We start from the raw sequence: 24,573 nt of genomic DNA on the forward strand, positions 1-24,573 counted from the left end.
ACATTCGCACAGTTGCATGGACCCAGGATTAACACAGGGCCTCATGCGGAGCGAGGCGCCGGGGCGCCCATGCCATCAGGCCTTGGCGGCGGGACGGCGGCGGCGCTGGCGCTTGCGGTTGCCCTCGGCGGGGCGCTCACCGCCGTGGCCATGGCCGTTGGCGTGGCCGTGCGGACGATGCGAACCCTGCGGGCGTGAACCCTGGGGACGCGCCGGGCGCGGCTGGCGCTGGCCCTGCACGGGGCGCGGCGCGGCGGCGTCGGTGCGCAGCGGGTGCGAGGGTTCGAAACCCGGCACGTCGCTGATCGCGATGTCCTGCTTGAGCAGCTTGCGGATGTCGCGCAGCAGGCCCGATTCATCATGGCTCACCAGCGACACGGCCATGCCGTCGGCACCGGCGCGGCCCGTGCGGCCGATGCGGTGCACGTAGTCTTCCGCGACCATCGGCAGGTCGAAGTTGATGACGATGGGCAGTTGGTCGATGTCGATGCCGCGCGCGGCGATATCGGTGGCGACGAGCACGGTGATGCGGCCGCTCTTGAAATCGCCCAGCGCACGCGTGCGCGCGTTCTGGCTTTTGTTGCCGTGGATGGCGGCGGCGCGCATGCCGGCGGCTTCCAGGAAGCGCACCAGCTTGTCGGCGCCGTGCTTGGTGCGGCTGAACACCAGCGTCTGGCGGCGGCTGTCCTGCGAAAGCACGTGTAGCAGCAGGTCGCGCTTCTTTGCCGCGTCCACCGGGTGCACGTGGTGCGTCACGGTGTTGGCCACGGTGTTGGGCGGCGTCACCGACACTTCGCGCGGCTCATGCATGAACTGCAGGGCCAGCGCCTTGATCGGCGGCGCGAACGTGGCGGAGAACAGCAGCGTCTGGCGGCGCTTCGGCAGCGCGGCCAGGATGCGCTTGAGCGCTGGCAGGAAGCCCATGTCGAGCATGCGGTCGGCTTCGTCCAGCACCAGCACGTCGATGCCGGAAAGATCGATGGAGCGCTGCTGCATGTGGTCGATCAGGCGGCCCGGCGTGGCGATGACGATGTCCACGCCGCGACGCAGTGCCTGCATCTGCGGACCCATGCCGACGCCACCGAAGATGGTGGTGGCGCTGATGCGAAGATGCTTGCCGTAGTCGCGCAGGTTGTCATGCACCTGGGCGGCCAGCTCGCGCGTTGGGGTCAGCACGAGGGCGCGCGGACGGCGCGTGCCCGCGGGCGGCAGTTGCGACAGGCGATGCAGCAGCGGCAGCGAGAAGGCGGCCGTCTTGCCGGTGCCGGTCTGGGCGGCGGCGAGCAGGTCGACGCCTTCCATCACCACCGGAATGGCGGCGGCCTGGATGGGGGTGGGTTCGGCGTAGCCCTGTTCGGCGAGCGCACGCAACAACGCAGGCCCGAGGCCCAGCGATTCGAACGACATGGGAAGCTCCAGAGCAACCCGGAGCGTTCAAGAACCGTGTTGCAGTATTCAAGGGGGAGGGACGACGCAAGGTCGTGACCGCCAAGTATAGCGGAAACCGCGATGGCCTGCTTGGTTCGCTTGCCGGCGGTTCAGCGTGGCTCCCGCTCCGCCACGACCAGATAGCAATCGAATGGGGTTTTTCCGTGCAGCGAGCGCACGCTCACGGACAGTCCAGAGGCTTCCAGTGGGGCACGCAGCTCCCCGATGCTGGGGTAATGCTGGGCGCCCGTCCGCATCCAGCCGCTCGCACTGAGGAAGAACTCGGAGAGGCGCGTGAAGGCATAGCGCCAGCTGCGCTCACGCAGGACCGTGCGGATCACCAGGCGGCCACCGGGCGCAAGATGTGCCACCGCATTGGCCAGCAGCGCGCGCTGGCCGTCGCCCGGCAAGTAGTGCAGCACGTCGAGCAGGGCGACGTGTCCGCGAATGGACTGTCGTTCCATGCCGTCGCTGTGGCGCAACTGCAGGACGCCGTCGAGGCCGGACAGGCGCAGCGCGCGGTTGCCCGCTTCGATCTTGCGCATGTCGTTGTCCACGCCCAGATAGCCCGTGACCGCGCCGCGTGCGTACAGGTACTGCCCAAGCAGGCCGATGCCGCAGCCGATGTCGAGCAGCGGCATGGGCTTGTTCATCACCAGCGCTGCGGTGGCCGCATAGGCGGGGTCGGCCGCCAGCTTGCCCTTGACGTAGCGGCGCTGGAGCCAGTGATCGTAGGAGTTGGCGATGCGATAGAGGGCGGCATCCATGCCCGCATGTCAGCCCACTTCATGGCTGCATGATGTGAAGACAAGCCCGTCGCCAGGGGTTTCCAACCCCTTCCTTGGTTGGTCTTGCGCCGCGGCGGCCATGATGGTTCGCTTGGCGCCCTGTGCGCCGCCCGCGCGGTCGCGACCTTCACGATGGAGCCACCATGTCGCCGTTCGCGCCCTTCCGGGAGCTCACCACGACCCAGCGCCATACCGTCTTGGCCAGTTTCCTGGGCTGGACGCTGGATGCCTTCGACTACTTCCTGCTGACCTTCGTGATCGTGGGCGTGGCCAAGGAGTTCCACTCCGATACGGGGCATGTCATCACCGGGCTGTTCCTCACGCTGGCGGCGCGCCCGCTCGGCGCCTTGCTGTTTGGACGGCTGGCCGACCGTTTCGGGCGTCGCCCCATCCTGATGCTCGACGTGATCCTGTTTTCGGCGTTCGAGCTGGCCACGGCCTTTTCGACGTCGCTCACCATGCTGCTGGTGCTGAGGTTCCTGTTCGGCATCGCCATGGGCGGCGAGTGGGGCATCGGCGCCTCGCTCGCCATGGAATCCATTCCGGCCCGGTCGCGCGGCATGGTCTCGGGGCTGTTGCAGAGCGGCTATCCGGTGGGCTTCTTCCTGGGCGCGCTGGTGAACTGGCTACTGGTGGATCACATCGGCTGGCGTGGCCTGTTCGTGGTGGGCGCGGCCCCGGCGCTGCTGGTGCTCTACATCCGTCGCACCGTGCCGGAGTCGGAGGTGTGGCAGCGGGAGCGGGCCTCGCAGCAGAAGAAAGGCCTGCTGGAATCCATGCGTGGCCACTGGAAGCTCGCCATCTACCTGATGGTGCTGATGATGGCGTTCAACATGTTCAGCCACGGCTCGCAGGACCTGTACCACACGTTCGAAGAGGAAAGCCTGCACCTGCCGACCGGGTCCGGGACGGCCTTCATGCTGGTCGCCATGCTCAACCTGGGTGCGCTGGTGGGCGGGCTGTTCTTCGGCGCCCTGTCCGAGCGCATCGGCCGCCGGCGGGCCATCATCCTTGCGGCCTTGCTGGCGATTCCCGTCATCCCGTTGTGGATGTACGGCAGCTCACTGGCGGCGCTGGCGCTGGGCGCCTTCCTGGTCCAGGTGATGGTGCAGGGTGCATGGGGCGTGGTGCCCACCCACCTCAACGAATTGTCGCCCGAGGGCATGCGCGGCACGCTCCCGGGCTTTGCCTACCAGACCGGCAACCTGCTGGCGGCAGTGACGGCCAACGCACAGCACTGGATCGCCGACTGGCGGGGCGGCGACCTCGCGTTTGCCATGTCGGCGTGGATCGCCGTGGTGGCCTTGCTGCTGGCCTTCCTCGCCTGGATGGGGCCCGAGGCCCGGGGCGTGCGCTTCGGCCAGTCCGGCGCCGGCACGGGCGAGTAGCGGGGCAGGCTGCTAGAATCGCCGGTTTGATCCATCACGAGACATCCCATGAAGGCTGGCAAGGACAAGGTCATCTCGCTCCACTACACGCTGACGGTGGACGGTGAAAAGGTCGAGAGTTCGCTCGATCGCAACGAGCCGCTGTGGATTCTGCTGGGCCACGGCCAGCTGATCCCTGGTCTGGAAAAGGCGCTGGAAGGCCGCGAAGCGGGCGAGAACCTGCAGGTCGAAGTGACGGCTGCCGAAGGCTACGGCGAGCGTCAGGAAGGCATGACCCAGCGCGTGCCGAAGAAGTACTTCCAGCAGGCGGCCAAGCTCAAGCCGGGCATGACCACGGTGCTGGCGTTGAAGGAAGGCGGCCACCGTGTGGTGGTGGTGCAGAAGGTGGGCATGAGCACGGTGGACGTGGACCTGAACCACCCGATGGCTGGCAAGACGCTGAATTTCGACGTGACCGTCAATGAAGTGCGTGACGGTACCGAGGAAGAGATTGCGCATGGTCATGCGCATCCGCCGGGTGCTGAGGCGCACTGATAGCGCGCCGTTTGTCTCTCTTCCTGCTAGGGAGAGGGTGGGGTGAGGGGGCTGCCTAGCCCCACCGCTTCGTTCTTTAGTCGTCATCCCGGCGCACCCCGAAAAGGGGGCAAGGGCCGGGATCCAGTAGCGGTAGTGGTCGGTTGTCGCCTCGGACGTGACCGCGATCTGGCCGCCTACGCGGCGGGCGTTCCGCCCTCCTGCCGGAGGCCGGGTCACTTTTCTTTGCTTGCCCAAAGATCCCACGGGGACTAGCTTCGCGTCGAAAGTAACCCAAAGAAAGGGCCCCCCGGATGAGGCGCCTTCCGGGCCTATGGCCCGGAAGGTTCGCAGGCGGGTTCCGGGCTTTTCGACGGGGCTCCTGCCCCGACGAAAAGTGCCAGGGATCCATCCCTGGCACCCCTACGGGGCCTGATCTCCACCCGCCCGCCGCCTCATACGGGGCCCGGAAGATCAAAAGCCAAAGCCAAAGCGGACAGCTCGTGCTGCTTCGCTGCACATTGCGTCGAATGTCGCGATAGAACTCAGTCGTTCCGGCTTTTCTGTGGGAGCGCACCCTGTGCGCGATAGCGGCGTCTCGTGATTACCGCTCCGTAGACATGTCGCGCACAGGGTGCGCTCCCACAGAAAAGCGGGCGATCGTGCGCCCATCAGGGCCGAAGCGAAGCGAGGCGCCGCTTTAAGTCCTCATCGCCATGGCGCGTTGCGAAGCGCTTGGAAGTACCCGCGGTGTAGAGGCGAAGGTAGCCAAACAACAAAATGCCTTGAGCGTTCAGGCTTATCCCAACAGAAAGCTGCCAGCTCTTGAGGCCATTTTCTTTGGGTTACTTTTCTTTTGGGCCAGCAAAAGAAAAGTGACTCGGCCTTCGGCAGAAGGTCGAAACGCCCGCTGCGTAAGCGGCCAGATCGCGGGAAAGCCTGAGGCGAAGACCCAAAGCAAAGTCACTGGATGACCAGCCATGCGGCTGTTGAAAAGCGCCTCCGGCCTGCGCCGGGATGACGGCACCTGTGCAGCGCTGAGGCTGGGTTGCAAATGTCGCGCTTCGCATTTATTCGCCACGCCCCCTTTTCGAACCAAGCCAAAATAACAAGCTGCCTGAAGCCAAAAGGCCAAGTTGCTCCCTGCAAAGGAGCCAGCAACGCCAAGGCATTCGCCGCGCCTCGCGACAACCAACCGAAGCAAACGCAGACATCCGTCCAAAACAACAACGGCGCCCTCATCGGCGCCGTTGTCATGCCTGAGACGGGAAACCCGCTCACACCAGCGTGATGTCCACATCCACATTGCCGCGCGTCGCATGCGAATACGGGCAGATGTCGCGATGGGCCGTGTCGACCAGTTCCTGCGCCACCGCGCGATCCACGCCCGGCAGGCTCACTTCCAGCTTCACGGCGATGCCGAAGCCCGTCGGCTCACGCGGGCCGATGCCCACATGCGCCGTCACCGAGGCATCCTTCAGCGTCACGCCCTTCTGCCGAGCCACGAAACGAACCGCGCCTTCGAAACAGGCTGCATAACCGGCGGCGAAAAGCTGCTCCGGGTTGCTGCCTTGGCCGCCCGGGCCACCCAGGCCCTTGGGAACCACCAACTGCAGGTCGAGCACGCCGTCGTCGCTCTTGGCGTGACCTTCGCGGCCGCCGTGCACGGTGGCGGTGGCGGTGTAGAGAATCTTGCTGATGTTCATGGTTCAGTCCTCGCGTTGGGAGAGTTGGATCTGTCGGGTGAGTCGTTTCAGTTCATCGCGCAGGCTTTGCACCTGGTCGAGCGGCAGCTGCATGCACTGGGCGAGACATTCGGGGATGCGGCTGGCCTTTTCGCGCAGTGCGAAACCGGCCTCGGTAAGACGGATATCCACTTCGCGCTCGTCTTCCGCGCGGCGTTGCCGGGTGACCAGTTCCGCCGCCTGCAGGCGCTTGAGCAGGGGAGTGAGCGTGCCGGAGTCGAGCTGCAGGCGTTGGCCAAGCTCCCGCACCGTCAGCCCGTCCTGCTCCCACAGCACCAGCATCACTAGGTACTGCGGGTAGGTCAGCCCCAGCGGTTCCAGCAGCGGCCGGTACAGGCCCGTCACCGAGCGGGAGGCGGCATACAGCGCGAAGCACAGTTGCTGGTCGAGCAGGAGATGGTTGGGAGAGGGCGTCCGGTTCATGGGTTGAATCCTAAGCGCAAAATTAAATTGTGTACAATTCAATTTTTCAATCGGCTCGATAGGCCGGGCCTAAAAGGGGGCGTTCGTCGCCAGGAAAAGGCTGCAGGCTGCGCCGGGGCGGGTGAATGGCCGGTCTAGGGGCGAGCGGTTTATTTGTAGGAGCGCACTGGTGCGCGAACGCTGCCTTTCACGGCGCGATGAGCTTCATCGCTACGGTCGCGCGCAAGTGCGCTCCTACAAGGGGGCAACACCCGGTGTCGCGAAGGTCATGCCCGGCCTATCAATCCAGAAGGCGCTTGCCGAAGGCGAAATGATCGCGCCAGTACGGGCCGTCGATATCGTCCAGCCGCACGGTGCCGCCGCTGTTCGGTGCGTGAACGAAGCGGCCCTTGCCGACGTAGACGCCGACATGGCTGATCCCGCTGGAGCCGCCGAAGAAGACCAGGTCACCGCTGACCAAGTCGGTCATCTGCCGCACCCTCTGGCCGTTCAGCTGGGACATTTCGCGGGAGCTGTGGGGCAGGTTCAGGCCGGCGGCATTGCGGTAGATGTAGTCGACCAGGCCGCTGCAATCGAAGCCACCGTCCGGTGTGTTGCCACCCCAGCGGTATGGCGTGCCCACAAGCGCGATGGCGCGGAACAGCACGTCATTGGCCGTGCCGGTGGCGCCGTCCGGCGCGCGGGCGGGCAGGTTGGACAGCGACGAGCGCGAATCCTTGTAGGTGGGCTCGGGGCGGCGGTTGCCGCTGGAGCAGGCCGCCAGCAGCGCGGCGGAAACGAGCAGCGCATAGCGGGCCGTGCGCCAGGATGCCGACCGACGATCGGCAAGAGCGGCAAACTGCGGGCGCATCTCGTATCCCCTGTGCTTGAGACGAGCCCGAGGTTATCAAATCAATAAGTTGGAAGAAAGTCGTGAGTGATCGCTGTAAGAGCGATCTCCGACCGTCATGAGCCGGGTTTGTTCACGGTGATGTGGCGTTCACTCACTTTGCGGTCGTCGCGGTCGTGGGCGGTGATCTTGTACTCCCCGGGCCACAGGTAGAGCGAATTCATGCTGTTGTCGGTGAGGAAGACGTACCGGTCTGCCGGGATGGCGTCGTCGCTCTCGTTGGCGTAGCGCGCCTCGACTACACAGGGAAGTTGCCGCTGGCATATCTCGCTGGAGATGACGCGGGTCTGCCGGGTGTCGTCCAGGCCGAGCCAGTGCGGGCGGCGTTGGTGGCCGGAGGGCGGAAGGATCACATCGACGTCGTGGCGATCCGGATCGGACGCCCACACGCTGCCGTTCTGCCGGCTGAGCAACACCGACGGCCGCTCGACCGGGAAGGCGGCGATCAACTGGTTGTACAAGTCTTTCTTCGGCATGGGGCCGATGTCGCGCCAGCGCGTCTGGTCGATGGACAACGGATCGAATCCGCTCAGTTGCTTGAGCTGCATCGCCATCGGCTTGATGGTCTTGCCGAGGTTGCCGATGGCCTTGTCGATGTGCGCATAGCCGGCGTGCACGAACAACTTCGCCTTGGGGTCGTTCTTGAAGACCTGGCGATAGATCAACTGCGCCTGGCCCGCCTCGCGGTCGGCCAGTACGTCCGCATCCGATTCATAAGCCACCACCTTGAAGCCCAGGCGGATCGCCTCGCGGATGATCTGGCCGTAGATCGGTTCGTGCAGGTATTCGCTGCCGCTGCTGGCGATGGGGTAGCCGCGCTTCATCAGGTCGGTGTCGCTGTTGACCAGCGCCTCAGCCGCAAAGTACGTGAAGCCCTCGGCGCGCAGCTTCGGCAGCAAGGCCAGCGTAAGCTCGCGGGTGTGCGCGTCGTGGTGCGCTTCGTTGATCATCACGATGTGGCGATCGGTGGCGAGCTTGGCGATTTCCGTCGCCGCATCGGCGGGAACCCAATCCGTGGCGGCGGGCAGCGGCACCGGTGTCTGCACGCGATTGTCGAAGGGGAAATCGTTCATGGCCTCGTCGTACAGGCCCAGCTCGTCCTCCACCGTGGCGAGCAGTTGCTGGTCGATCAGCCGGTCGTCGCGGGTGAGCTGTGGCATGACCTCGCGCAGATACATGTAGCGCATCAGGTCGTTCTTCAGGTGCGCCGTTTCGGTGAACAGGTCACGCTTCACCGCCGTGGCGGACGAGGCCGTTGCCGGCTCCTCGGGTGGTGCCGCGGTGTGTGCCGGCGGCGGGGCCTGCTGCGCCCATGCGACGGGTATCCAGGTCATCGCTACCGACGCCATGACCAGCGCGCAATGCCGGTCGATCATCCTTCTGCCGGACTTCACCACTGACGTTCCCATCGCACCGAATCCTTGGGGTTAGGAGTAACCGCGGCAATGCTTACAATAGCCGGATGGATGCTTCACGCAGCGATGTGTTGATTCTTGGCGGCGGCGTTATCGGCCTGGCCTGTGCTTACTACCTGCTGAAGTCCGGAGCTACCGTGCGGATTGTGGAGCAGGGTACCCCGGGTTGCGGCAGTTCGCACGGCAATTGTGGAACGATCACCCCCAGCCATGCGCCACCCCTGGCCATGCCGGGCGTGCTGGGCGTGGCCATGCGCTCGATGCTCAGGGCGGACGCGCCGCTCTACCTCAACCCGCGCTTCGATGGCCCCCGGCTGCGCTGGATGCTCGGCTTCGCCCGCCACTGCAACTGGCGCGATTTCGAACACGCCGCCCATGCGCGTTCGGCCATCCTGCAGCGGTCGCGCCAACTGCTGGCGGCGCTGGTGCGGGACGAACGGTTCGACTGTGAATTCGCGGAGGAAGGCGAGCTGTATGTCCACCGCACCGCCAAGGCATTCCAGGCGGATGAGCAACACCATGCCAAGGTGCTCGATCGCCTCGGAGTCGTGGTGGAGCGCCTGCGCGGCGACGAGGTGGAATCGCGCGAGCCCGCGTTGAAGCCCGGCGTGGTCGGCGGCCTGTTCCATCCCGGTGATGCACGCCTGCGCCCGGATCGCTATGCCGACGAGCTCGCGCGTCGCGTCGTGGCGATGGGCGGCGTGATCGAATCAGGCGCGCGCATCGAGCAGATCGGCACGCAGGGCGACCGCATCGACCACGTCCGCACCGAACGCGGTGTATTCCGTGGCGACCACGTCGTGATGGCGCTGGGTGCATGGTCACCGTTGCTGGCGAAGCCACTGGGCCTACGGTTGCCGATGCAGCCGGGCAAGGGTTATTCGATCACCTATTCGCGTCCCGCGCTGGCTCCGCGCCACTCGCTGGTGCTGCGCGAGCCTGCCGTGTGCGTGACCACGTGGGAGAGCGGGTTCCGCCTGGGCAGCACCATGGAGTTTTCCGGTTATGCCGAAGGCCTCAATCGCACCCGCCTCGAGGCCTTGCGTCGCGGCGCGGCGCAGGGGTTGCACGTCCCCGAGGGCCCCGAGCTGAAAGAAGAGTGGTGGGGCTGGCGCCCGATGAGCGTGGACGAAGTGCCCATCATCGGGCCAAGCTCGCGCTGGACCAACCTGATGCTGGCGACAGCGCACGGCATGCTTGGCGTCAGCATGTCCGCGGCGACCGGCGAGCTGGTCGCGTCGATGATGCGCGGTGGTGCGCCATCGCTCGATCCCACGCCTTATGCGCCATCGCGTTTCGGCGTGTGATGTTTGACCCACCAGGAGAGCGGCATGGCGGAAACCTTTGATCTGATCGTGCTCGGCGGTGGCTCGGGCGGCTTGGCCACGGCGTTGCGCGCCGCACGTCATGGTGCGCGCGTCGCCTTGCTCGAACCGGGCGCGCTGGGGGGTACCTGCGTCAATGTCGGTTGCGTGCCGAAGAAGGCACTGTGGTACGCGGGCCAGCTCGCGCAGGAGCAGAAGCTGGCGCTGGATTACGGTTTCGCCTCGACGCCCGGGCCACTGGACTGGGAGCATTTCCGCCAGCTGCGCCAGCGCTACATCGACGGCATCCGCGAACGTTATGCCGCGCGCCTGGCGGAAGCTGGCATCCAGGTGTACGCCGAGACGGGCCGCTTCGTCTCCGCCGATACTGTCGCCACGTCCTGCGGCGAAGAGCTGCGCGCCACCCAGATCGTGATTGCGACGGGTGGGCGCCCGCACCGGGTCGAGCTGCCCGGTTTCGAGCTTGGACTGGTGTCGGACGATATCTTCGCCATGCGTTCGCTGCCCCGGCGCATCGCGGTGATTGGCGGCGGTTATATCGCCGTTGAATTCGCCGGCCTGTTCAACGCACTGGGCAGCGAGGTCACGCTGCACGTGCGCCATCGCATGCTGACCGATTTCGACGAGGAGCTGGTGGATGCGCTGGAGCGCGGCATGGGCGAGGCCGGCATCCGGTTTGCGCGCCAGGTCGAGGTGACGGGCCTGCGCCGCGAGGGCGGCGGCGTGGTGATCGACGATGCCGTGCATGGACCTGGTGGCCCGTACGACGCGGTGCTGTGGGCCATCGGCCGCGTGCCCAACAGTGATCGCCTGGATCTTGATGCGGCGGGTGTGCGTGTGGACGACGGTGGCCATATCGTCACCGACGCATGGCAGAACACCAGTGTCGAGGGCATCTGCGCAGTGGGTGATGTCACGGAGCGCCCCGAACTGACGCCGGTGGCCGTGGCGGCGGGCCGGCGCCTTGCCGACAGGCTCTTCGGCGGCCAGCCAGAGAGCCGTCTCGACTACGGCCATATTCCCAGTGTCGTCTTTGCCGAACCTCCGCTCGCCATGGTCGGGCTCACCGAAACGCAGGCTCGTCAGTTGCATGGGGACGGAGTGCGCGTGTACCGCGCCGGCTTCACGCCGTTGCAGTGGGCGGTGGGGGGACGGCGGCACCCCAGCCTGATGAAGATCGTCTGCGCGGGCGAAGACGAGCGCGTCGTTGGCATTCATGTGCTCGGCAGTGGCGCGGACGAAATGCTGCAGGGCTTCGCCGTGGCGATAAAAATGGGCCTGCGCAAGCGCGATCTCGACGCTACCGTGGCCATCCATCCCAGTTCGGCCGAGGAGCTGGTGCTGATGAGCTGACGCGCAGGCGGCCTGGTGCCGCCCGCGCTAAACTCAGTCGATGACCCACGCCTACACGCTTCATCGCGGCACCGCGCCGCTGCTCATCAGCCTGCCGCATGACGGCAGCCACATTCCCGACGACATCGCCGCGCGCATGCGACCGAACGCGCAACGCTCGGTGGATACCGACTGGCACGTGGGGCGCCTGTATGAGCCGCTCGCCAGGGCGCTGGGGGCCAGTGTGATCCGCCCGGTGGCATCGCGTTACGTGGTCGACCTCAACCGTCCCGCCGACGGGCATGCGCTTTACCCGGGCAAGCGCGAGACCGGTCTGGTTTCCACCATCGGTTTCGATGGCGAGCCGTTGTACCTCGACGGCGCCGAGCCGGGCGCGGAAGAAATGCAACAACGGGTAAACGCGTACTGGCGTCCGTACCACGATGCCCTGTCGCAAGAACTTGAGAGGCTGCGTGCCGAGCATGGCCGCGTCGTGCTGTGGGATGGGCACTCCATCCGCAGTCGCGTGCCCATGCTGTTCGAAGGGCAACTGCCGGACTTCAACCTGGGCACCGCCGACGGCACGAGTTGTTCGCCGCTGCTGCAGCAGCAGCTCAAGGACGTACTGGAAGCCCAGTCGCACAATAGCTTCGTGGTCAATGGACGCTTCAAGGGCGGCTACATCACGCGTCATTACGGGCAGCCGGAAAAGGGCGTGCAGGCGGTGCAACTGGAGCTCGCGCAGCTCAACTACATGGATGAAGAAAGCTTCGCGTATGCCGGGGATCGTGCCGCGCAGGTGCAGGAAACGATCGCGCGTCTGCTGGCCTTGTGCGTGGCCTGATCGCAAGTAAATTCGACCGCCGTTAGGGTCTTGCAATGTCAAGACGCATGGCGCGGAAATCTGACGCCTGCCGAGGAAAAGAGCAGTTCCGGTAGGCATGAAAACGTGCCATGTTTCAGCCGCCGCGCCACTCGCGTTGCCGGGTTCCGGCCGGGTTCGCGGCCATCAACAGATACACACGTCGAGGCTCTTCCTATGCGCAAGTTCGCGATCGCTTCCCTGCTCGTTGCGGGTATGGCTCTTTCCGGTTCCCTGCTGGCCCAGGCGGCAGCCCCGCAGCCTGCGCCCGCGACCCCGTCGGCAGCTTCGGCCGCCCCCGCGCCTGCCAGCTCGTCGCACCATCACAAGAAGAACAAGAGCAACAAGAACAACGGTCAGCCCAAGCAGAAGGGCAGCAAGTCCGCCAAGCGCACGGCCAAGTCCACGCTGCCGCAGACTGAAGCCAGTCACTAAGGTCTGATCCACAAAAAGAGCCCCGGCGTGCGAGCGCTGGGGCTTTTTTTGTGGAGAAACGGGCGCGGAGGAGTGAGAACTGAGAGGGGAAGGCTTTCTCAAGTTTCTCAGAGCCTGTTTATGAGCTCCTTCAAGTCCCGGGTTTCCTCACCGTCATTCTCGCTCTTGCCCCCTTTTCGGGGTTCGCGGGAATGACGGTAAGTGGTGCGGTGCCAAGGCAGGACCTTGAACACGCGCATGGATCATAAACAAGCTCTCACTTCTCTCCACTCACGCCTTGATCGTCGCGATGCACTTCAGCTCGATGGCGATGGGCGTGGGCAGGGCGGTGATCCCCAGCGTCGTGCGACAGGCGTCGACGCCTGCGAAATGCTCGGCATAAAGCTTGTTATAGGCCGGGAAATCGCGCGCCATGTCGGTGAGGAAGACAGTGACGTCGACCAGGTCTTCCCAGCGTGTGCCGCTGGCTTCGAGCACGGCGCGCACGTTGGCAAACACCTGCCTGCATTGCGCCTCGATGTCATAGCCGACGAGCTTGCCGTCACCGTCGTAGACGTTGCCGGGAATGACATTGCTGCCTGGCGTGCGCGGACCCACGCCGGAGAGGAACAGCAGGCCGCCCACGCGCCGCGCGTGCGGATAGGCGCCTACCGGCGCAGGGGCCTGCTCCGTGCGCACGACGTCGCTCATCGGTTGAACTCGGGAATGGTGCCCAGGCGCTGGAGCGCGTGCTCGTAGGCAGGCTGGAGCTCGGCGCGCGAACTGACGTGCATGCCCAGGTCGTTCACATGGCCGTCGAACAGGCTGTAGCACCACGCGTGCACGGAAAGTTTCTGGCCGCGTTCCCAGGCGTCCATCACCATGGTGGTATGGCACACGTTGACCACCTGTTCCATCGCATTGAGCTCGCACAGGCGTGCGTTGCGCAGGTTCATCAGGTCAATGGAGGAGAGCAGCGTCCTGTGCTTCTGTGCAACGTCGGCCACATGGCGAAGCCAGTTGTCGACCAGGCCGAGCCGGCGATCATCGAGCACGGCCTGCACGCCGCCGCACCCGTAGTGACCCACCACGATGATGTGTTCGACCTTGAGTATGTCGACCGCGAACTGGATGGTGCTCAGGCAGTTGAGGTCGGTGTGCGATACCACGTTCGCGACGTTGCGCTGCACGAAGATGTCACCTGGCGGCAGGTCGACGATCTGCGTGGCGGGCACACGGGAGTCGGAGCAGCCGATCCACAGGTACTTGGGCGCCTGCTGCTGCGCAAGGCGTTCGAAGAACCGGGGGTCCTGTTCGCGTACGGCGGCGGACCACTGGAGGTTGCTGTCGAGCAGGTTCTGGAGCGGGCTTTTCACGGCGGGCGTCCTCAATAGCGAATGCAGATGTTCTTGGGCTCGGTGAAGAAGCGCAGCGCTTCCACGCCGCCTTCGCGACCGAGGCCGGATTGCTTCGTGCCGCCAAAGGGCGTGCGCAGGTCGCGCAGCAGCCAGCAATTGGTCCACACGATGCCAAAATCCAGTTGGGCGCCAAAGCGGTGGGCACGCGACAGGTCGCGTGTCCACACCGAGGCGGCGAGGCCGTAGCCGGTGCCATTGGCGATGGCCAACGCCTCGGCTTCGTCATCGAACGGAATCAGCGTGACCACCGGTCCGAAGATCTCGTGCTGGTTGGTGGCGGCATCGGCGCCGAGCCCTTCGATGACGGTCGGCGCGATGAACCAGCCGTCGCCGCAGCGCCCATCCACCGTGACGGGCTCGCCGCCGCACAGGACGCGGCCGCCTTCCTCGCGTGCCGTGGCAATGCAGCCCATCACCTTGTCGAAGTGCTCGCGCGAGACGAGTGCCCCCAGGTCGCTGCCGGCCTCATTCGGATCGCCGACGCGCAAGGCTTGCACACGCGCCAGATAGCGCTCGCGGAACGCTTCGTAGATCGGGCGCTGCACCAGCAGGCGCGAACCACACAGGCAGATCTCGCCCTGGTTGGCGAAGCCCGAGCGCACGATGGTGTCGAGGTTGGCGTCGCTGAGATCCGCGTCATCGAATACCACGGCCGGATTCTTGCCGCCCAGTTCCAGCGACACTTTCTTGAACTGCGGCGCGGCAACCGCGGCGATCTGCGCGCCGGTGCGCGTGCTACCGGTGAAGGACACCGCCTTGACCGCCGTGTGTTCGACGATGGCCTGGCCCACGGTGGGGCCACGGCCCTGCACGATGTTGAACACGCCGGCCGGAAAACCGGCTTCGATGCTCAACTCGCCCAGCAGGGCCGCCGTGCATGGCGTGATTTCCGAAGGCTTGGCCACCACCGTATTGCCGGCAGCCAGTGCTGGCGCGATTTTCCAGGTGAACAGGTAGAGCGGCAGGTTCCACGGGCTGATGCAGCCCACGACGCCGAGTGGCTGGCGCAGCGTGTAGTTGATCGCGCCGGTTTCCATGGCATGCGATTCGCTGCTCCAGCCCATGATGGCGGAGGCGAAGAAACGCAGGTTGGAAATCGCGCGGGGAATGTCGAGGTTGCGAGCCTGGGCCAATGGTTTGCCGCTGTCGCGCGATTCCAGCGCCACGAACTCGTCCATGCGTGATTCGACGAGGCTGGCCAGCCGATGCAGCAGGTTGGCACGCTGCTCGGCGGGCGTGGCGGCCCATGCCGGCGCGGCACCTCGTGCGGCAGCCACGGCATCGGCGACGTCATCGGAGGTGGAGTCGGGACAGTGCGCGAAAACCTGGCCGGTCGCCGGTTCGAACACGTCCAGCCAGCGATCATGGCGCGGCGCCTGTAGGCGACCGTCGATCAGGTTGGCGAGGCGCAGGGTAGGCATCTGCGCAAGCTTAAGGCCTGGGGGCCCCAATTGCACCGGACGCGGGCGTATGCGTCGCGTGATGAGACTCGCGCCTGTCGCTGTGGGAGCGCACCCTGTGCGCGACGGTGGCGGGGCAAAGAGCGTGGGGGACTGTCGCCTGCATCGGCGGTGTCGCGCCCGTGCAGTCGCGCACAGGGTGCGCTCCCACCACGTGCTTCAGGTGCTCAGCTCAGCGAACGCGTCCGCCCGCCATCCACCGCAATGCTCACGCCATTGACGTAAGCGGCGGCCGGTGTGCACAGGAAGGCCACCACGGCGGCCACCTCGGCCGCTTCGCCAAAGCGGCGGGCCGGCACGGTGGCGAGCATGCCCTGGGCGATATCTTCTTCGCTGCGGCCACTGTTGTGCGCCTGCGCGGCGAGCAGTCCATCCAGGCGTGCGGTGCGGGTGTAGCCGGGCAGCACGTTGTTGACCGTGATGCCGTCGGCGGCCAGTTCGCCGGACAGTGTCTTGGCCCAGCTCGCCACGGCGGCGCGCACGGTGTTGGACACGCCGAGGCCGGCGATCGGTTCCTTCACCGAGGTGGAGATGATGTTGACGATGCGGCCGTAGCCGCTGGCGCGCATGCCGGGCAGCAAGGCCTGCACCAGCGTCTGGCCGGCCAGCAGGTGCTGGCGGAACGCCGCCTCGAAGGCATCGGCGGTCGCCGTGTGGGCCGGGCCACCCGGCGGGCCGCCGGTGTTGTTGATCAGGATCTCGACCGGATGATCGGCCACGATGTCGGCCAGCGCATCGCGCAGGCTGTCGGTCTGGGCCATGTCCACGGCGAACCAGCGATGCTGCTGGCCGTGCCTGCGGGGAAGTGCCTCCGCCACGGTCTTCAGGGCATCGGCGGAGCGCGAGAGCAGGGTGACACTGGCGCCGAGTTCGGCAAGCTCGATGGCGCTGGCGCGCCCGATGCCCTGGGATGCACCGCAAACCAGTGCATGACGTCCGCTCAGATCCAGTTGCATGGTTGGCTCCCGTCGGAAAGCGGTAATCAACGCCCGGTGTACTGCACGGCAAGTGCCGCGAACCAGCACAGCCAGGCGGCCCACAGGCTATAGCGCCAGACCGAGCGCCAGCGCGTGAGGCTAGCGTCTTCCAGCGCGGGCAGCACGGGCGAGCGCAAGGCCAGCTGCAGGCGCATCCAGGTGCGCACGGCGTTGGTGGGCTGGCCATCGCTTTCGGCGATGATCTGCCACTCGCGCGGATGGCGGCTGCGCAGCAGCGATGCAATGCGGTACTGCGCGCCGAAGTGCAGCAGGAAACAGGCGACGCCGGCCAGGAGAAGCGAGAGATAAAGCAGGATCATGCCGTGCCTGTCGTTGATGGCTCGCCGGGGCGTGCTCAGCCCTTGGCCGAGCCACCCGTTGCTTGCGTGGAATCGGTGTTGTTGGTGCCAGCCGGCGGTGTCGCCGGCTTGGTCGTAGCGGGTTTGTCCGTGCTCATGCCGGGCAGGGGGATGGCATCGCGCAACGTGCTCAGTACGCCGTTGCCTTGTTCGGGCTTGGCGCAGATCGCGTTGTTCACGGCGTCCTGGTAGGTCTTGTCCATCATGCCGACCCACACCGTACCGTCCGGCCCGTGCGGCACCTTGAACGTGCCGGTGGCGGCCATCTTTACCGGGGCCTCGGCCGAGAACGCGGCGGGCGTCTGCTCCCAGTAGGTGTTGCCGGACTGCTGCTTGGCCGAGCTGTACAGCACCAGGTAGCGCGCGCGCTCGTCGGTGATGTCCACGCTGCCGAACGCACCCGTGGTTTCATCCGTCCAGCCCATGTGTTCGCACAGGCTCAGGTCCTTGCTCGCGATGGGCTGGAAAGCGTCGTCCAGCACGACCACGGTGGGCGCGAACAGGTAACTGGCACGCAGCCAGCGGCCATTCAATTCGGACTTCAGTGCGATGCGGTAGGGCACCTGCGACTCGCGCGGCAGGGCGAAGCTGAGGAAGTAGCTGCGGTCGCCATTGAGGTTGGCCACCATGCTGCCCGGGCCGAGTTCGAATTTCTTCGGCTTCCAGGGCAGGGAGTCCTGGAAGGAGAAATCCGCGAAGGTGCTGCAGCAGGGCGTGGCCTGCTGCAATGCCTTTCGCGCCTGATCGAGGCTGGTGTTGCTGTTCTCCGGCGGACGCAGGTTGGGCGGCACCAGCGATTTCACGCTGCAGCCGCCCGCCAGCGTGGCGGATGCGAGTAGGGCAGTGGCGACGATCAGTCGATGGCGCATGGCTCGGTTATCAGAATTCAGCCGTCCCCGCCGCACGCGGAAAGGGGATGGCATCACGGATGTTGGAAAGGCCGCACACGTACACCAGCAGACGCTCGAAGCCCAGGCCGAAGCCCGCGTGCGGCACGGTGCCGTAACGGCGCAGGTCACGGTACCAGCCATAAGTGGCAGGATCGAGGCCAAACTGAACCATGCGGCGGTCGAGGTAGTCCAGGCGTTCTTCGCGCTGCGCGCCACCGATGATCTCGCCGATGCCCGGGGCCAGCACGTCCATCGCGGCAACGGTCTTGCCGTCGTCGTTCAGGCGCATGTAGAAGGCCTTGATCTGCTCGGGGTAGTTCATCACCACCACCGGACGGCCGACGTGTTTCTCGGCGAGGTAGCGCTCGTGCTCGGTCTGCAGGTCGATGCCCCAGGCCACCGGGAATTCGAACTTCTGACCGCAGTTCTTGAGGATCTCGATGGCGTCGGTGTAATCGATGCGTTCGAACGGCTGGGCGATGAAGTTCTCCAGGCGCGTGATTGCATCGGGCGCCACGCGCTCGGCGAAGAACGCCATGTCGTCCGCGCGCTCTTCCAGCACGGCCTTGAAGATGGCCTTGAGGAAACCTTCGGCGCAGTCGGCGTTGTCGTTGAGGTCGGCGAAGGCGATTTCCGGCTCCACCATCCAGAACTCGGCCAGGTGGCGCGCCGTGTTGGAGTTCTCGGCGCGGAAGGTCGGGCCGAAGGTGTACACCTTGCTCATCGCCAGGCAGTACGCCTCGACGTTGAGCTGGCCGGACACGGTGAGGAACGCTTCGCGGCCGAAGAAATCCTTGCGGAAATCGATCTTGCCGTCCGGCGTGCGCGGCAGGTTGGCCAGGTCCAGCGTGGACAGGCGGAACATGTCGCCCGCGCCTTCGGCGTCGGACGTGGTGATGATCGGTGTGTTGATCCAGAAGAAGCCCTGCTCGGTGAGCCAGCGGTGGATTGCCGTCATCATGGTGTGGCGCACGCGGGTCACCGCGCCGAACAGGTTGGTGCGCGGACGCAGGTGCGCCACTTCGCGCAGGAACTCCATGGTGTGCGGCTTGGGCTGGATCGGATAGGTCAGCGGGTCTTCCACGAAGCCGGTGACCTCGACCGTATCGGCCTGGATCTCGAAGCGCTGGCCCTTGCCCTGCGAGGGCACCAGCGTGCCCGTCACGATCAGGCCGGCACCGGTGGTCAGGTGCTTCACCTCGTTCTCGTCATTGGTCACCTTGTCAGTGACGACCGCCTGGATGGGGTCGAAGCAGGAGCCATCGGTCACATTCACGAAGGACAGGCCGCCCTTCGATTCACGGATCGTGCGCACCCAACCGCGCACCGTGACGACGCTACCGGCTTCGATGCTGCCGGAGAGAGCCTGCTTGACGCTTACCACCGCCATGGATTGAAACTCCTGCTGGGCGCCGCATATCGGACGCGTAAGTCGAACTGGGCATGATGCCGAACCAAGCATGATAATGTACGCGTCGTTCAGGTTCGACCCTCCACGTCCGATTTCGGACCATCGAGATCCCAAGTAGTTGCATCGCCCCATGACCATCACCATCACCCCCGCTGCCAGCGAACGCATGCGCTCCTTCCTTGCCGGTACGCCCGGTGCCGCCGGCGTGCGCTTTGGCGTGAAGAAAACCGGCTGTTCCGGGTTCGGTTACGTGGTGGACCTGGCCCAGTCGCTGGGGGAGGGCGATGAGCTGATGACGGTGGACGGCGTGCCGCTGATCGTCGACGGCAAGAGCCTGCCCCTGATCGACGGCACGGTGATCGACTTCCAGCGCCAGGGCCTCAATGCCGCCTTCGTGTTCCACAACCCCAACGCCACCGGCGAGTGCGGTTGCGGCGAGAGTTTCACCGTCGGCTGAGACTGCCCGCTTGTCGGGGCGGGTTGTCATCCGCTTGCCCCAAACCGCTGAATTCCTTTACACTTCCGCTTCTGTCCACGCCCCAAAGGCGCGGATGGAACCTTGCCTCACCGCATAGTGCGGGAGGCTGCCAGGCCGGAAACGGCCGCATCCACAAGGAGTTACCACACAATGTCCCTGCGACATTACGAAGTTGTGTTCCTGGTCCACCCTGACCAGAGCGAGCAGGTCCCGGCCATGATCGAGCGCTACAAGGCGCTGATCGAAACCGACGGTGGCAAGATCCACCGCCTGGAAGACTGGGGCCGCCGTCAGCTGGCGTATCCCATCGTGAACCTGGCCAAGGCTCACTACGTCATGCTCAACATCGAAGTCAGCCAGAACGCGCTGAACGAGCTGGAGTCGGGCTTCCGTTTCAACGACGCCGTGCTGCGCCACCTGGTCATCAAGCGTGACGAGGCTGACACCGAGCAGTCCTTCATCCTGAAGTCCAAGGAAAAGGATGACGCCAAGTCCTCGCGCCGCCGCGACGACGAAGCGCGTGACGACAACGATCGCGACAGCGACGACTGATCAGGAGCACACCCATGTCCAAGTTCTTCCGCCGCCGCAAGTTCTGCCGCTTCACGGCCGAAAAGGTCAAAGAGATCGACTACAAGGATCTCAACACCCTGCGCCAGTACGTGACCGAGAACGGCAAGATCGTTCCGTCGCGCATCACCGGCACCAAGGCTCGCTACCAGCGTCAGCTGGCGACCGCTATCAAGCGCGCTCGCTTCCTGGCTCTGCTGCCGTACACCGACAACCACGACGTTTGATCGTGGCGCGCGCCGGGTGGCAACACCTGGCGCGCCGTCTAACTCTTCGGACAACCGTCCACGGCTGCGCCGGGCCCATCCGGTGCTAACGAAAAGGAACCATCATGCAACTGATTCTTCTCGAAAAAGTCCGCAACCTCGGCAACCTTGGCGACAAGGTCAACGTCAAGCCCGGTTACGGCCGTAACTACCTGCTGCCGCAGGGCAAGGCCGTGCCGGTCAACGCCGCCAACCTCGAAGCCTTCGAGAAGCGCCGCGCTGAGTACGAAGCCAAGGCTGCTGCGCAGCTGTCCGGTGCTGAAGGCCGCAAGGCCAAGCTGGAAGGCGCTTCGGTGACCATCACCGTGAACGCCAGCCCGGAAGGCAAGCTGTACGGCTCGGTCGGTCCGCGCGAAATCGCCGAGGCCCTGCAGGCCGCCGGTTTCGACGTGCACAAGAACGAAGTGATCCAGGGCGAAGGTCCGATTCGCCACACCGGCGAGTTCGACGCCGTGGTCGCGCTGCACGCCGACGTGCAGACCCAGATCAAGGTGATCGTGGTCGGCGAGAAGTAAGTCGCCCCATCGCCAGCCATACCCAGACGGGCGCCTCCGGGCGCCCGTTTGTTTTTGGCCGGGCGTGGCGTTGTCCACCGCCTTATCCACAGATAAGCACAGCTTTTCCACAGAGTTATTGTCTCGAAGCCTGAGATGGCGCCGCGTATGCTCTGTGCTCACTGCCATGCCACCGGCGTCTCACCGCCGGTTCGCTCCGAGGAACCGTGATGTCCTTCGTTTCCGACCGCTCCGACGAACCCGGTGGCCGCCGCCGCCGCTCCGAGCGCGAGCGCAAGCCGTCTCCCAGCATCGACGCATTGCGCGTACCGCCGCACTCGATCGACGCGGAGCAGGCCGTGCTGGGTGGCCTCATGCTTTCCCCGGACTCGCTGGACAAGGTGGCCGACCGCCTCAGCGAGCAGGACTTCTATCGCAAGGACCATCGCCTGATCTGGCGCGCCATCACCGAGCTGGCCGGCAAGGGCATGCCCTGCGATGCCGTGACCCTGGGTGACTGGTTCGAGGCCAATGGCCTGGCCGAGATGGTCGGCGGCGCTGCCTACCTGATCGAACTGGCCAACACCACGCCCAGCGCGGCGAACATTGCCGCCTACGCGGAAATCGTGCGTGAGAAGTCGGTGCTGCGCCAGCTCATCGATGCCGGCGTGGGCATTACCGAGGACGGCTACCAGCCCGACGGCATGGGCGTACAGGAAGTGCTGGAACGCGCCGAGCAGGCCGTGTTCAAGATCGCCGAGTCGGGTGCGCGCGGCAAGAAAGACACGGTGTCCATGCGCGAAGCGGTGAAGGATGCGTTCCGCATTCTCTCCGAGCGCTTCGAGAACAAGGGCCAGCTCACCGGCGTTTCCACCGGGTTTTCCGACCTGGACGAACTCACCTCGGGCCTGCAGCCCTCCGACCTGATCATCGTTGCGGCGCGCCCCTCGATGGGCAAGACCGCGTTCTCGGTGAACATGGCCGAAGCGGTGGCGATGCGCGGCAAGAAGGCGGTCGCGATCTTCTCGATGGAAATGTCGGCCTCGCAGCTGGCCTTCCGTATGATTTCCTCAGTGGGCCGCATCCATGCGCAGCATCTGCGCAATGGCGACCTGGCCGAAGAGGATTGGCCGCGCGTGACCAATGCCATCGCGTTGCTGTCCGAAGCCAAGATCTTCATCGACGATACGCCCGGCCTTTCGCCGGTGGAAATGCGTTCGCGCTCGCGTCGCCTGCATCGCGAGCACGGCGGCCTCGGGCTCATCGTCATCGACTACCTGCAGCTGATGCAGGTGCCGGGCATGAAGGAAAACCGTGCGACTGAAATTTCCGAGATCTCCCGCTCGCTGAAGGGGCTCGCGAAGGAACTCAACTGTCCGGTGATTGCACTGTCGCAGTTGAACCGCTCGCTGGAACAGCGCGCCGACAAGCGTCCCATGATGTCCGACCTGCGCGAATCGGGCGCTATCGAGCAGGACGCGGACGTGATCATGTTCATCTACCGCGACGAGTACTACAACAAGGAATCGCCGGACAAAGGCCTGGCCGAGATCATCATCGGCAAGCAGCGTAACGGCCCGACCGACACGGTGAAGCTGACCTTCCTCGGCCACTACACCAAGTTCGAGAACTACGCGCCCGACTCCTTCGTCGGCGCATTCGAATAAGCAGCATCCCGGCATACAGGCGCCATTCCGTTACAGGAACGGCGCCTGTATGGCATGCGATCCATGCGTGATCCACGCGTAAATCGCGGGCGGGAGTTCACCTGAGTTGGCGCACTCTCGTAAGCGGTTTCCCGCACGGGGCGCACCAGCCTTCGGCCTCCTGGTCGTGTCACCCGTGCAGGCGTCATCTGACCCAGCGAGGTGCCGCGATGACCCAAGCCATGATGATTGCCTCTGCCATGTTCGGCCTCAGCCTGGCCTTGGCCGGCTGCGGTCACACGACGCGCGTGGTGCAGAACAGCGACACCTGCGGCAAGCAGATGACCGACCTTCAGGACGCGCTCGCTTCCGGCGCGATGAGCCAGCACGAATACAACAAGGCGCGTCGCGTCGCCGTTGAACGTTGCGAGTCCCGCGACAATCGCTAAGTGGGGTTGGCCACTGGTGAGGGTGGCCTTGCCCGGGAAACGCCACGGGGGCGCCCCGGGAGCGTCGGACCGTCAGGTTAGGTTGGGCGCGTCAGGCCGGATGGCTGCGGACAAGGCTGGTAAGCTTCCAGCATCGTCCGGGGCCAGCCGGCCATCTTTTCCGCCCTTCCCACTGCGCCCCACGGGCGCCAGGCACGCATGAGCCGTACAACCGTCGCCACCATCCATCTGGGCGCGTTGCGCCATAACCTTGCCCGTATCAAGCAGCTGGCGGCACCGGCGAAAGTGATGGCCGTGGTCAAGGCAGACGCTTATGGACATGGCCTGGAGCGCGTGGCGCGTGCCCTGGATGGTGATGCGGACGCGTTCGCGGTGGCGGCCTTGGGCGATGGGTTGCGCCTGCGCGCCGCGGGGCATCGCCAGCGCATCGTCGTGCTGTCAGGCCCGGATCGCGCCAGCGATATCGCTGAAATGCAGCGCCTGAACCTCGACGCTGCCATCCATCACGAAGAGCAATTGCACTGGCTTAAAGACGCTTCGCCGTCACGCGGGCAGTTGCGCGTGTGGCTCAAGGTCGATAGCGGCATGCATCGCCTGGGTTTTGCGCCGGAAGCCGTGGCTTTCGTACATGCGCAGCTGGCGGCCATGCCGGGCATTGATCCGGAGATTGGCCTGTTGACGCATTTCGCCGAATCCGAAGTGTTCGGCGGAGCGGAGACGCTGGCGCAGATCGGCCGTTTTACCGAGGCAACGCGTGGACTGCGCGGTCCGCGTTCGCTGTCCAACTCCGCGGCAGTGCTCGGCTGGGCAGAGGCGCGCGGTGACTGGGTGCGCACGGGCGGCCTGCTGTACGGCCTTTCGGTGGTCGATGGCAAGACGGGCGCCGACTTTGGCTTCCGTCCCGCGATGACCCTCGGTACGCGGCTGATCGCCGTCAATCGCATCGGCGAGGGCGAACGTATCGGTTACAACGGCACGTGGACGTGCCCCGAAGACATGTCGGTGGGCGTCGCCGCCGTCGGTTACGGCGATGGCTATCCGCGCAGCGCGGTGGCCGGTACGCCGGTGCTCGTGGGCGATCGCCAGGTGCCATTGATCGGCCGCGTGTCGATGGATCTGATCACGCTGGACCTGCGTGGCGCGCCCGAGGCAAAGGTGGGCGACCCGGTGACCCTGTGGGGGCCGGAGCTGCCCGTTGAAATCATTGCGGAGCGGGCGGGTACGATCTCCTACGACCTGACCTGCGGCATGACCCGGCGCGTGTTGTTCGTCGAGGACGAGGACTGAACGGCCTGGCGTCGCTCAGGGTGATGGCTTGCCGGCGCGCGCCCTGGCCCTCGCCACTTCCTCCGGATCGAAGCCCCAGTCGCCCTGGTCAAGCCAGTCGTCGCCAAGCACCTCGATGGGGTGTGGCGTGCGGCCCGACCCATTGCCGCAGCTCAGGGCATCGGCGGCACAGTACTTGTCGCAGCCCCAGCAGATGCGTTCGGGGTGCCTGGGGAACAGAGCGATTTTCTTGGCCATGTTCGAAGCCACCGGGAATGCGCCGAGCGGCAACGCTAGCAAGGCCTGCATGATTCGCGAGTGATCCAGGTCAGCCCGACCTGGCCGCGCCGGTGTCTCGCCGATTGCG

27 protein-coding genes are annotated in these 24,573 nt (G+C 65.4%); 13 read left to right on the forward strand and 14 right to left on the reverse strand.

The window, feature by feature from the left end; genetic code table 11:
• Positions 1-75: 75 nt before the first annotated feature.
• Both HY57_RS09100 and HY57_RS09105 read right to left on the reverse strand, forming a co-directional pair.
• Positions 76-1,407 carry a DEAD/DEAH box helicase gene (locus HY57_RS09100; RefSeq protein ID WP_019463692.1) on the reverse strand — a complete coding sequence of 444 codons (1,332 nt, stop codon included), beginning with the start codon at positions 1,405-1,407 and terminating at the stop codon, positions 76-78.
• Between the two features lie 131 nt (positions 1,408-1,538).
• Complete coding sequence (locus HY57_RS09105) at positions 1,539-2,195, reverse strand: class I SAM-dependent methyltransferase (RefSeq protein ID WP_019463693.1); 657 nt, start codon at positions 2,193-2,195, stop codon at positions 1,539-1,541.
• A 164-nt stretch (positions 2,196-2,359) separates the two neighbouring features.
• On the opposite strand from HY57_RS09105, the gene HY57_RS09110 reads away from it, so the two are divergent.
• Both HY57_RS09110 and HY57_RS09115 read left to right on the forward strand, forming a co-directional pair.
• Complete coding sequence (locus HY57_RS09110; RefSeq protein ID WP_019463694.1) at positions 2,360-3,604, forward strand: MFS transporter; 1,245 nt, start codon at positions 2,360-2,362, stop codon at positions 3,602-3,604.
• A gap of 48 nt (positions 3,605-3,652) precedes the next feature.
• Positions 3,653-4,138 (forward strand): FKBP-type peptidyl-prolyl cis-trans isomerase, encoded by a 486-nt coding sequence (locus HY57_RS09115; protein ID WP_019463695.1) that lies wholly within the window; start codon positions 3,653-3,655, stop codon positions 4,136-4,138.
• 1,256 nt (positions 4,139-5,394) lie between these two features.
• Here HY57_RS09115 and HY57_RS09120 read toward each other — a convergent pair.
• From HY57_RS09120 to HY57_RS09135, 4 genes are all read right to left on the reverse strand, one after another.
• Complete coding sequence (locus tag HY57_RS09120) at positions 5,395-5,823, reverse strand: organic hydroperoxide resistance protein (RefSeq protein WP_019464250.1); 429 nt, start codon at positions 5,821-5,823, stop codon at positions 5,395-5,397.
• A gap of 3 nt (positions 5,824-5,826) precedes the next feature.
• A complete protein-coding gene (locus HY57_RS09125; RefSeq protein ID WP_019464251.1) occupies positions 5,827-6,285 on the reverse strand; it encodes a MarR family winged helix-turn-helix transcriptional regulator in 459 nt (152 codons plus the stop codon).
• 280 nt (positions 6,286-6,565) lie between these two features.
• Positions 6,566-7,135: a C40 family peptidase gene (locus tag HY57_RS09130; RefSeq protein ID WP_019464252.1), complete on the reverse strand. Its 570-nt coding sequence runs from the start codon at positions 7,133-7,135 to the stop codon at positions 6,566-6,568.
• 95 nt (positions 7,136-7,230) lie between these two features.
• Complete coding sequence (locus tag HY57_RS09135; RefSeq protein ID WP_144240801.1) at positions 7,231-8,583, reverse strand: hypothetical protein; 1,353 nt, start codon at positions 8,581-8,583, stop codon at positions 7,231-7,233.
• Between the two features lie 53 nt (positions 8,584-8,636).
• Here HY57_RS09135 and HY57_RS09140 point away from each other — a divergent pair, with 53 nt between their 5' ends.
• The 4 genes from HY57_RS09140 to HY57_RS09155 all read left to right on the forward strand — a co-directional run bounded on the left by HY57_RS09140 (position 8,637) and on the right by HY57_RS09155 (position 12,543).
• A complete protein-coding gene (locus tag HY57_RS09140; RefSeq protein WP_019464254.1) occupies positions 8,637-9,896 on the forward strand; it encodes an NAD(P)/FAD-dependent oxidoreductase in 1,260 nt (419 codons plus the stop codon).
• Positions 9,897-9,920: 24 nt separating this feature from the next.
• On the forward strand, positions 9,921-11,267 hold the full coding sequence (gene gorA / locus HY57_RS09145; protein WP_019464255.1) for a glutathione-disulfide reductase: 1,347 nt from the start codon (positions 9,921-9,923) through the stop codon (positions 11,265-11,267).
• A 40-nt stretch (positions 11,268-11,307) separates the two neighbouring features.
• Positions 11,308-12,090, forward strand: coding sequence for an N-formylglutamate deformylase (gene hutG / locus HY57_RS09150; RefSeq protein ID WP_019464256.1), 783 nt, complete (start codon positions 11,308-11,310; stop codon positions 12,088-12,090).
• Between the two features lie 195 nt (positions 12,091-12,285).
• Complete coding sequence (locus HY57_RS09155; protein ID WP_019464257.1) at positions 12,286-12,543, forward strand: hypothetical protein; 258 nt, start codon at positions 12,286-12,288, stop codon at positions 12,541-12,543.
• 270 nt (positions 12,544-12,813) lie between these two features.
• Here HY57_RS09155 and HY57_RS09160 read toward each other — a convergent pair whose 3' ends face one another.
• From HY57_RS09160 to asnS, 7 genes are all read right to left on the reverse strand, one after another.
• Positions 12,814-13,233: a RidA family protein gene (locus HY57_RS09160; RefSeq protein WP_019464258.1), complete on the reverse strand. Its 420-nt coding sequence runs from the start codon at positions 13,231-13,233 to the stop codon at positions 12,814-12,816.
• A complete protein-coding gene (gene can, locus HY57_RS09165) occupies positions 13,230-13,898 on the reverse strand; it encodes a carbonate dehydratase (RefSeq protein WP_019464259.1) in 669 nt (222 codons plus the stop codon). Before can ends, HY57_RS09160 begins: the two co-directional genes overlap by 4 nt.
• 11 nt (positions 13,899-13,909) lie before the next feature.
• The gene (locus tag HY57_RS09170; protein ID WP_019464260.1) at positions 13,910-15,361 is read right to left on the reverse strand and encodes an aldehyde dehydrogenase; all 1,452 of its coding nucleotides are present in this window, start codon (positions 15,359-15,361) and stop codon (positions 13,910-13,912) included.
• 206 nt (positions 15,362-15,567) lie between these two features.
• Positions 15,568-16,356, reverse strand: coding sequence for an SDR family oxidoreductase (locus tag HY57_RS09175; RefSeq protein WP_019464261.1), 789 nt, complete (start codon positions 16,354-16,356; stop codon positions 15,568-15,570).
• Between the two features lie 26 nt (positions 16,357-16,382).
• Entirely contained in the window at positions 16,383-16,697 is a 315-nt protein-coding gene (locus tag HY57_RS09180; RefSeq protein ID WP_019464262.1) for a hypothetical protein, read from the reverse strand.
• Positions 16,698-16,732: 35 nt separating this feature from the next.
• Positions 16,733-17,605, reverse strand: a complete 873-nt coding sequence (locus tag HY57_RS09185) for a MalM family protein (RefSeq protein WP_019464263.1) — start codon at positions 17,603-17,605, stop codon at positions 16,733-16,735.
• A 10-nt stretch (positions 17,606-17,615) separates the two neighbouring features.
• Positions 17,616-19,016, reverse strand: coding sequence for an asparagine--tRNA ligase (gene asnS, locus HY57_RS09190; RefSeq protein WP_019464264.1), 1,401 nt, complete (start codon positions 19,014-19,016; stop codon positions 17,616-17,618).
• A 151-nt stretch (positions 19,017-19,167) separates the two neighbouring features.
• Here asnS and HY57_RS09195 point away from each other — a divergent pair, with 151 nt between their 5' ends.
• From HY57_RS09195 to alr, 7 genes are all read left to right on the forward strand, one after another.
• Positions 19,168-19,494 (forward strand): HesB/IscA family protein, encoded by a 327-nt coding sequence (locus tag HY57_RS09195; protein ID WP_019464265.1) that lies wholly within the window; start codon positions 19,168-19,170, stop codon positions 19,492-19,494.
• 171 nt (positions 19,495-19,665) lie between these two features.
• Positions 19,666-20,067 carry a 30S ribosomal protein S6 gene (gene rpsF, locus HY57_RS09200; protein WP_019464266.1) on the forward strand — a complete coding sequence of 134 codons (402 nt, stop codon included), beginning with the start codon at positions 19,666-19,668 and terminating at the stop codon, positions 20,065-20,067.
• A 14-nt stretch (positions 20,068-20,081) separates the two neighbouring features.
• Positions 20,082-20,312 carry a 30S ribosomal protein S18 gene (rpsR, locus tag HY57_RS09205; RefSeq protein WP_017462785.1) on the forward strand — a complete coding sequence of 77 codons (231 nt, stop codon included), beginning with the start codon at positions 20,082-20,084 and terminating at the stop codon, positions 20,310-20,312.
• Positions 20,313-20,416: 104 nt separating this feature from the next.
• Positions 20,417-20,866, forward strand: coding sequence for a 50S ribosomal protein L9 (rplI, locus tag HY57_RS09210; RefSeq protein WP_019464267.1), 450 nt, complete (start codon positions 20,417-20,419; stop codon positions 20,864-20,866).
• A 209-nt stretch (positions 20,867-21,075) separates the two neighbouring features.
• Complete coding sequence (locus HY57_RS09215) at positions 21,076-22,512, forward strand: replicative DNA helicase (RefSeq protein WP_019464268.1); 1,437 nt, start codon at positions 21,076-21,078, stop codon at positions 22,510-22,512.
• Positions 22,513-22,733: 221 nt separating this feature from the next.
• On the forward strand, positions 22,734-22,940 hold the full coding sequence (locus tag HY57_RS09220; protein ID WP_158407925.1) for a hypothetical protein: 207 nt from the start codon (positions 22,734-22,736) through the stop codon (positions 22,938-22,940).
• Between the two features lie 198 nt (positions 22,941-23,138).
• Positions 23,139-24,227, forward strand: a complete 1,089-nt coding sequence (alr, locus tag HY57_RS09225; RefSeq protein WP_019464270.1) for an alanine racemase — start codon at positions 23,139-23,141, stop codon at positions 24,225-24,227.
• Positions 24,228-24,242: 15 nt separating this feature from the next.
• On the opposite strand, the gene HY57_RS09230 is transcribed toward alr, so the two are convergent.
• The gene (locus tag HY57_RS09230) at positions 24,243-24,464 is read right to left on the reverse strand and encodes a DUF3079 domain-containing protein (RefSeq protein ID WP_038580804.1); all 222 of its coding nucleotides are present in this window, start codon (positions 24,462-24,464) and stop codon (positions 24,243-24,245) included.
• Positions 24,465-24,573 lie beyond the last annotated feature (109 nt).

The organism is Dyella japonica A8 (assembly GCF_000725385.1).
GTDB lineage: Bacteria > Pseudomonadota > Gammaproteobacteria > Xanthomonadales > Rhodanobacteraceae > Dyella > Dyella japonica_C.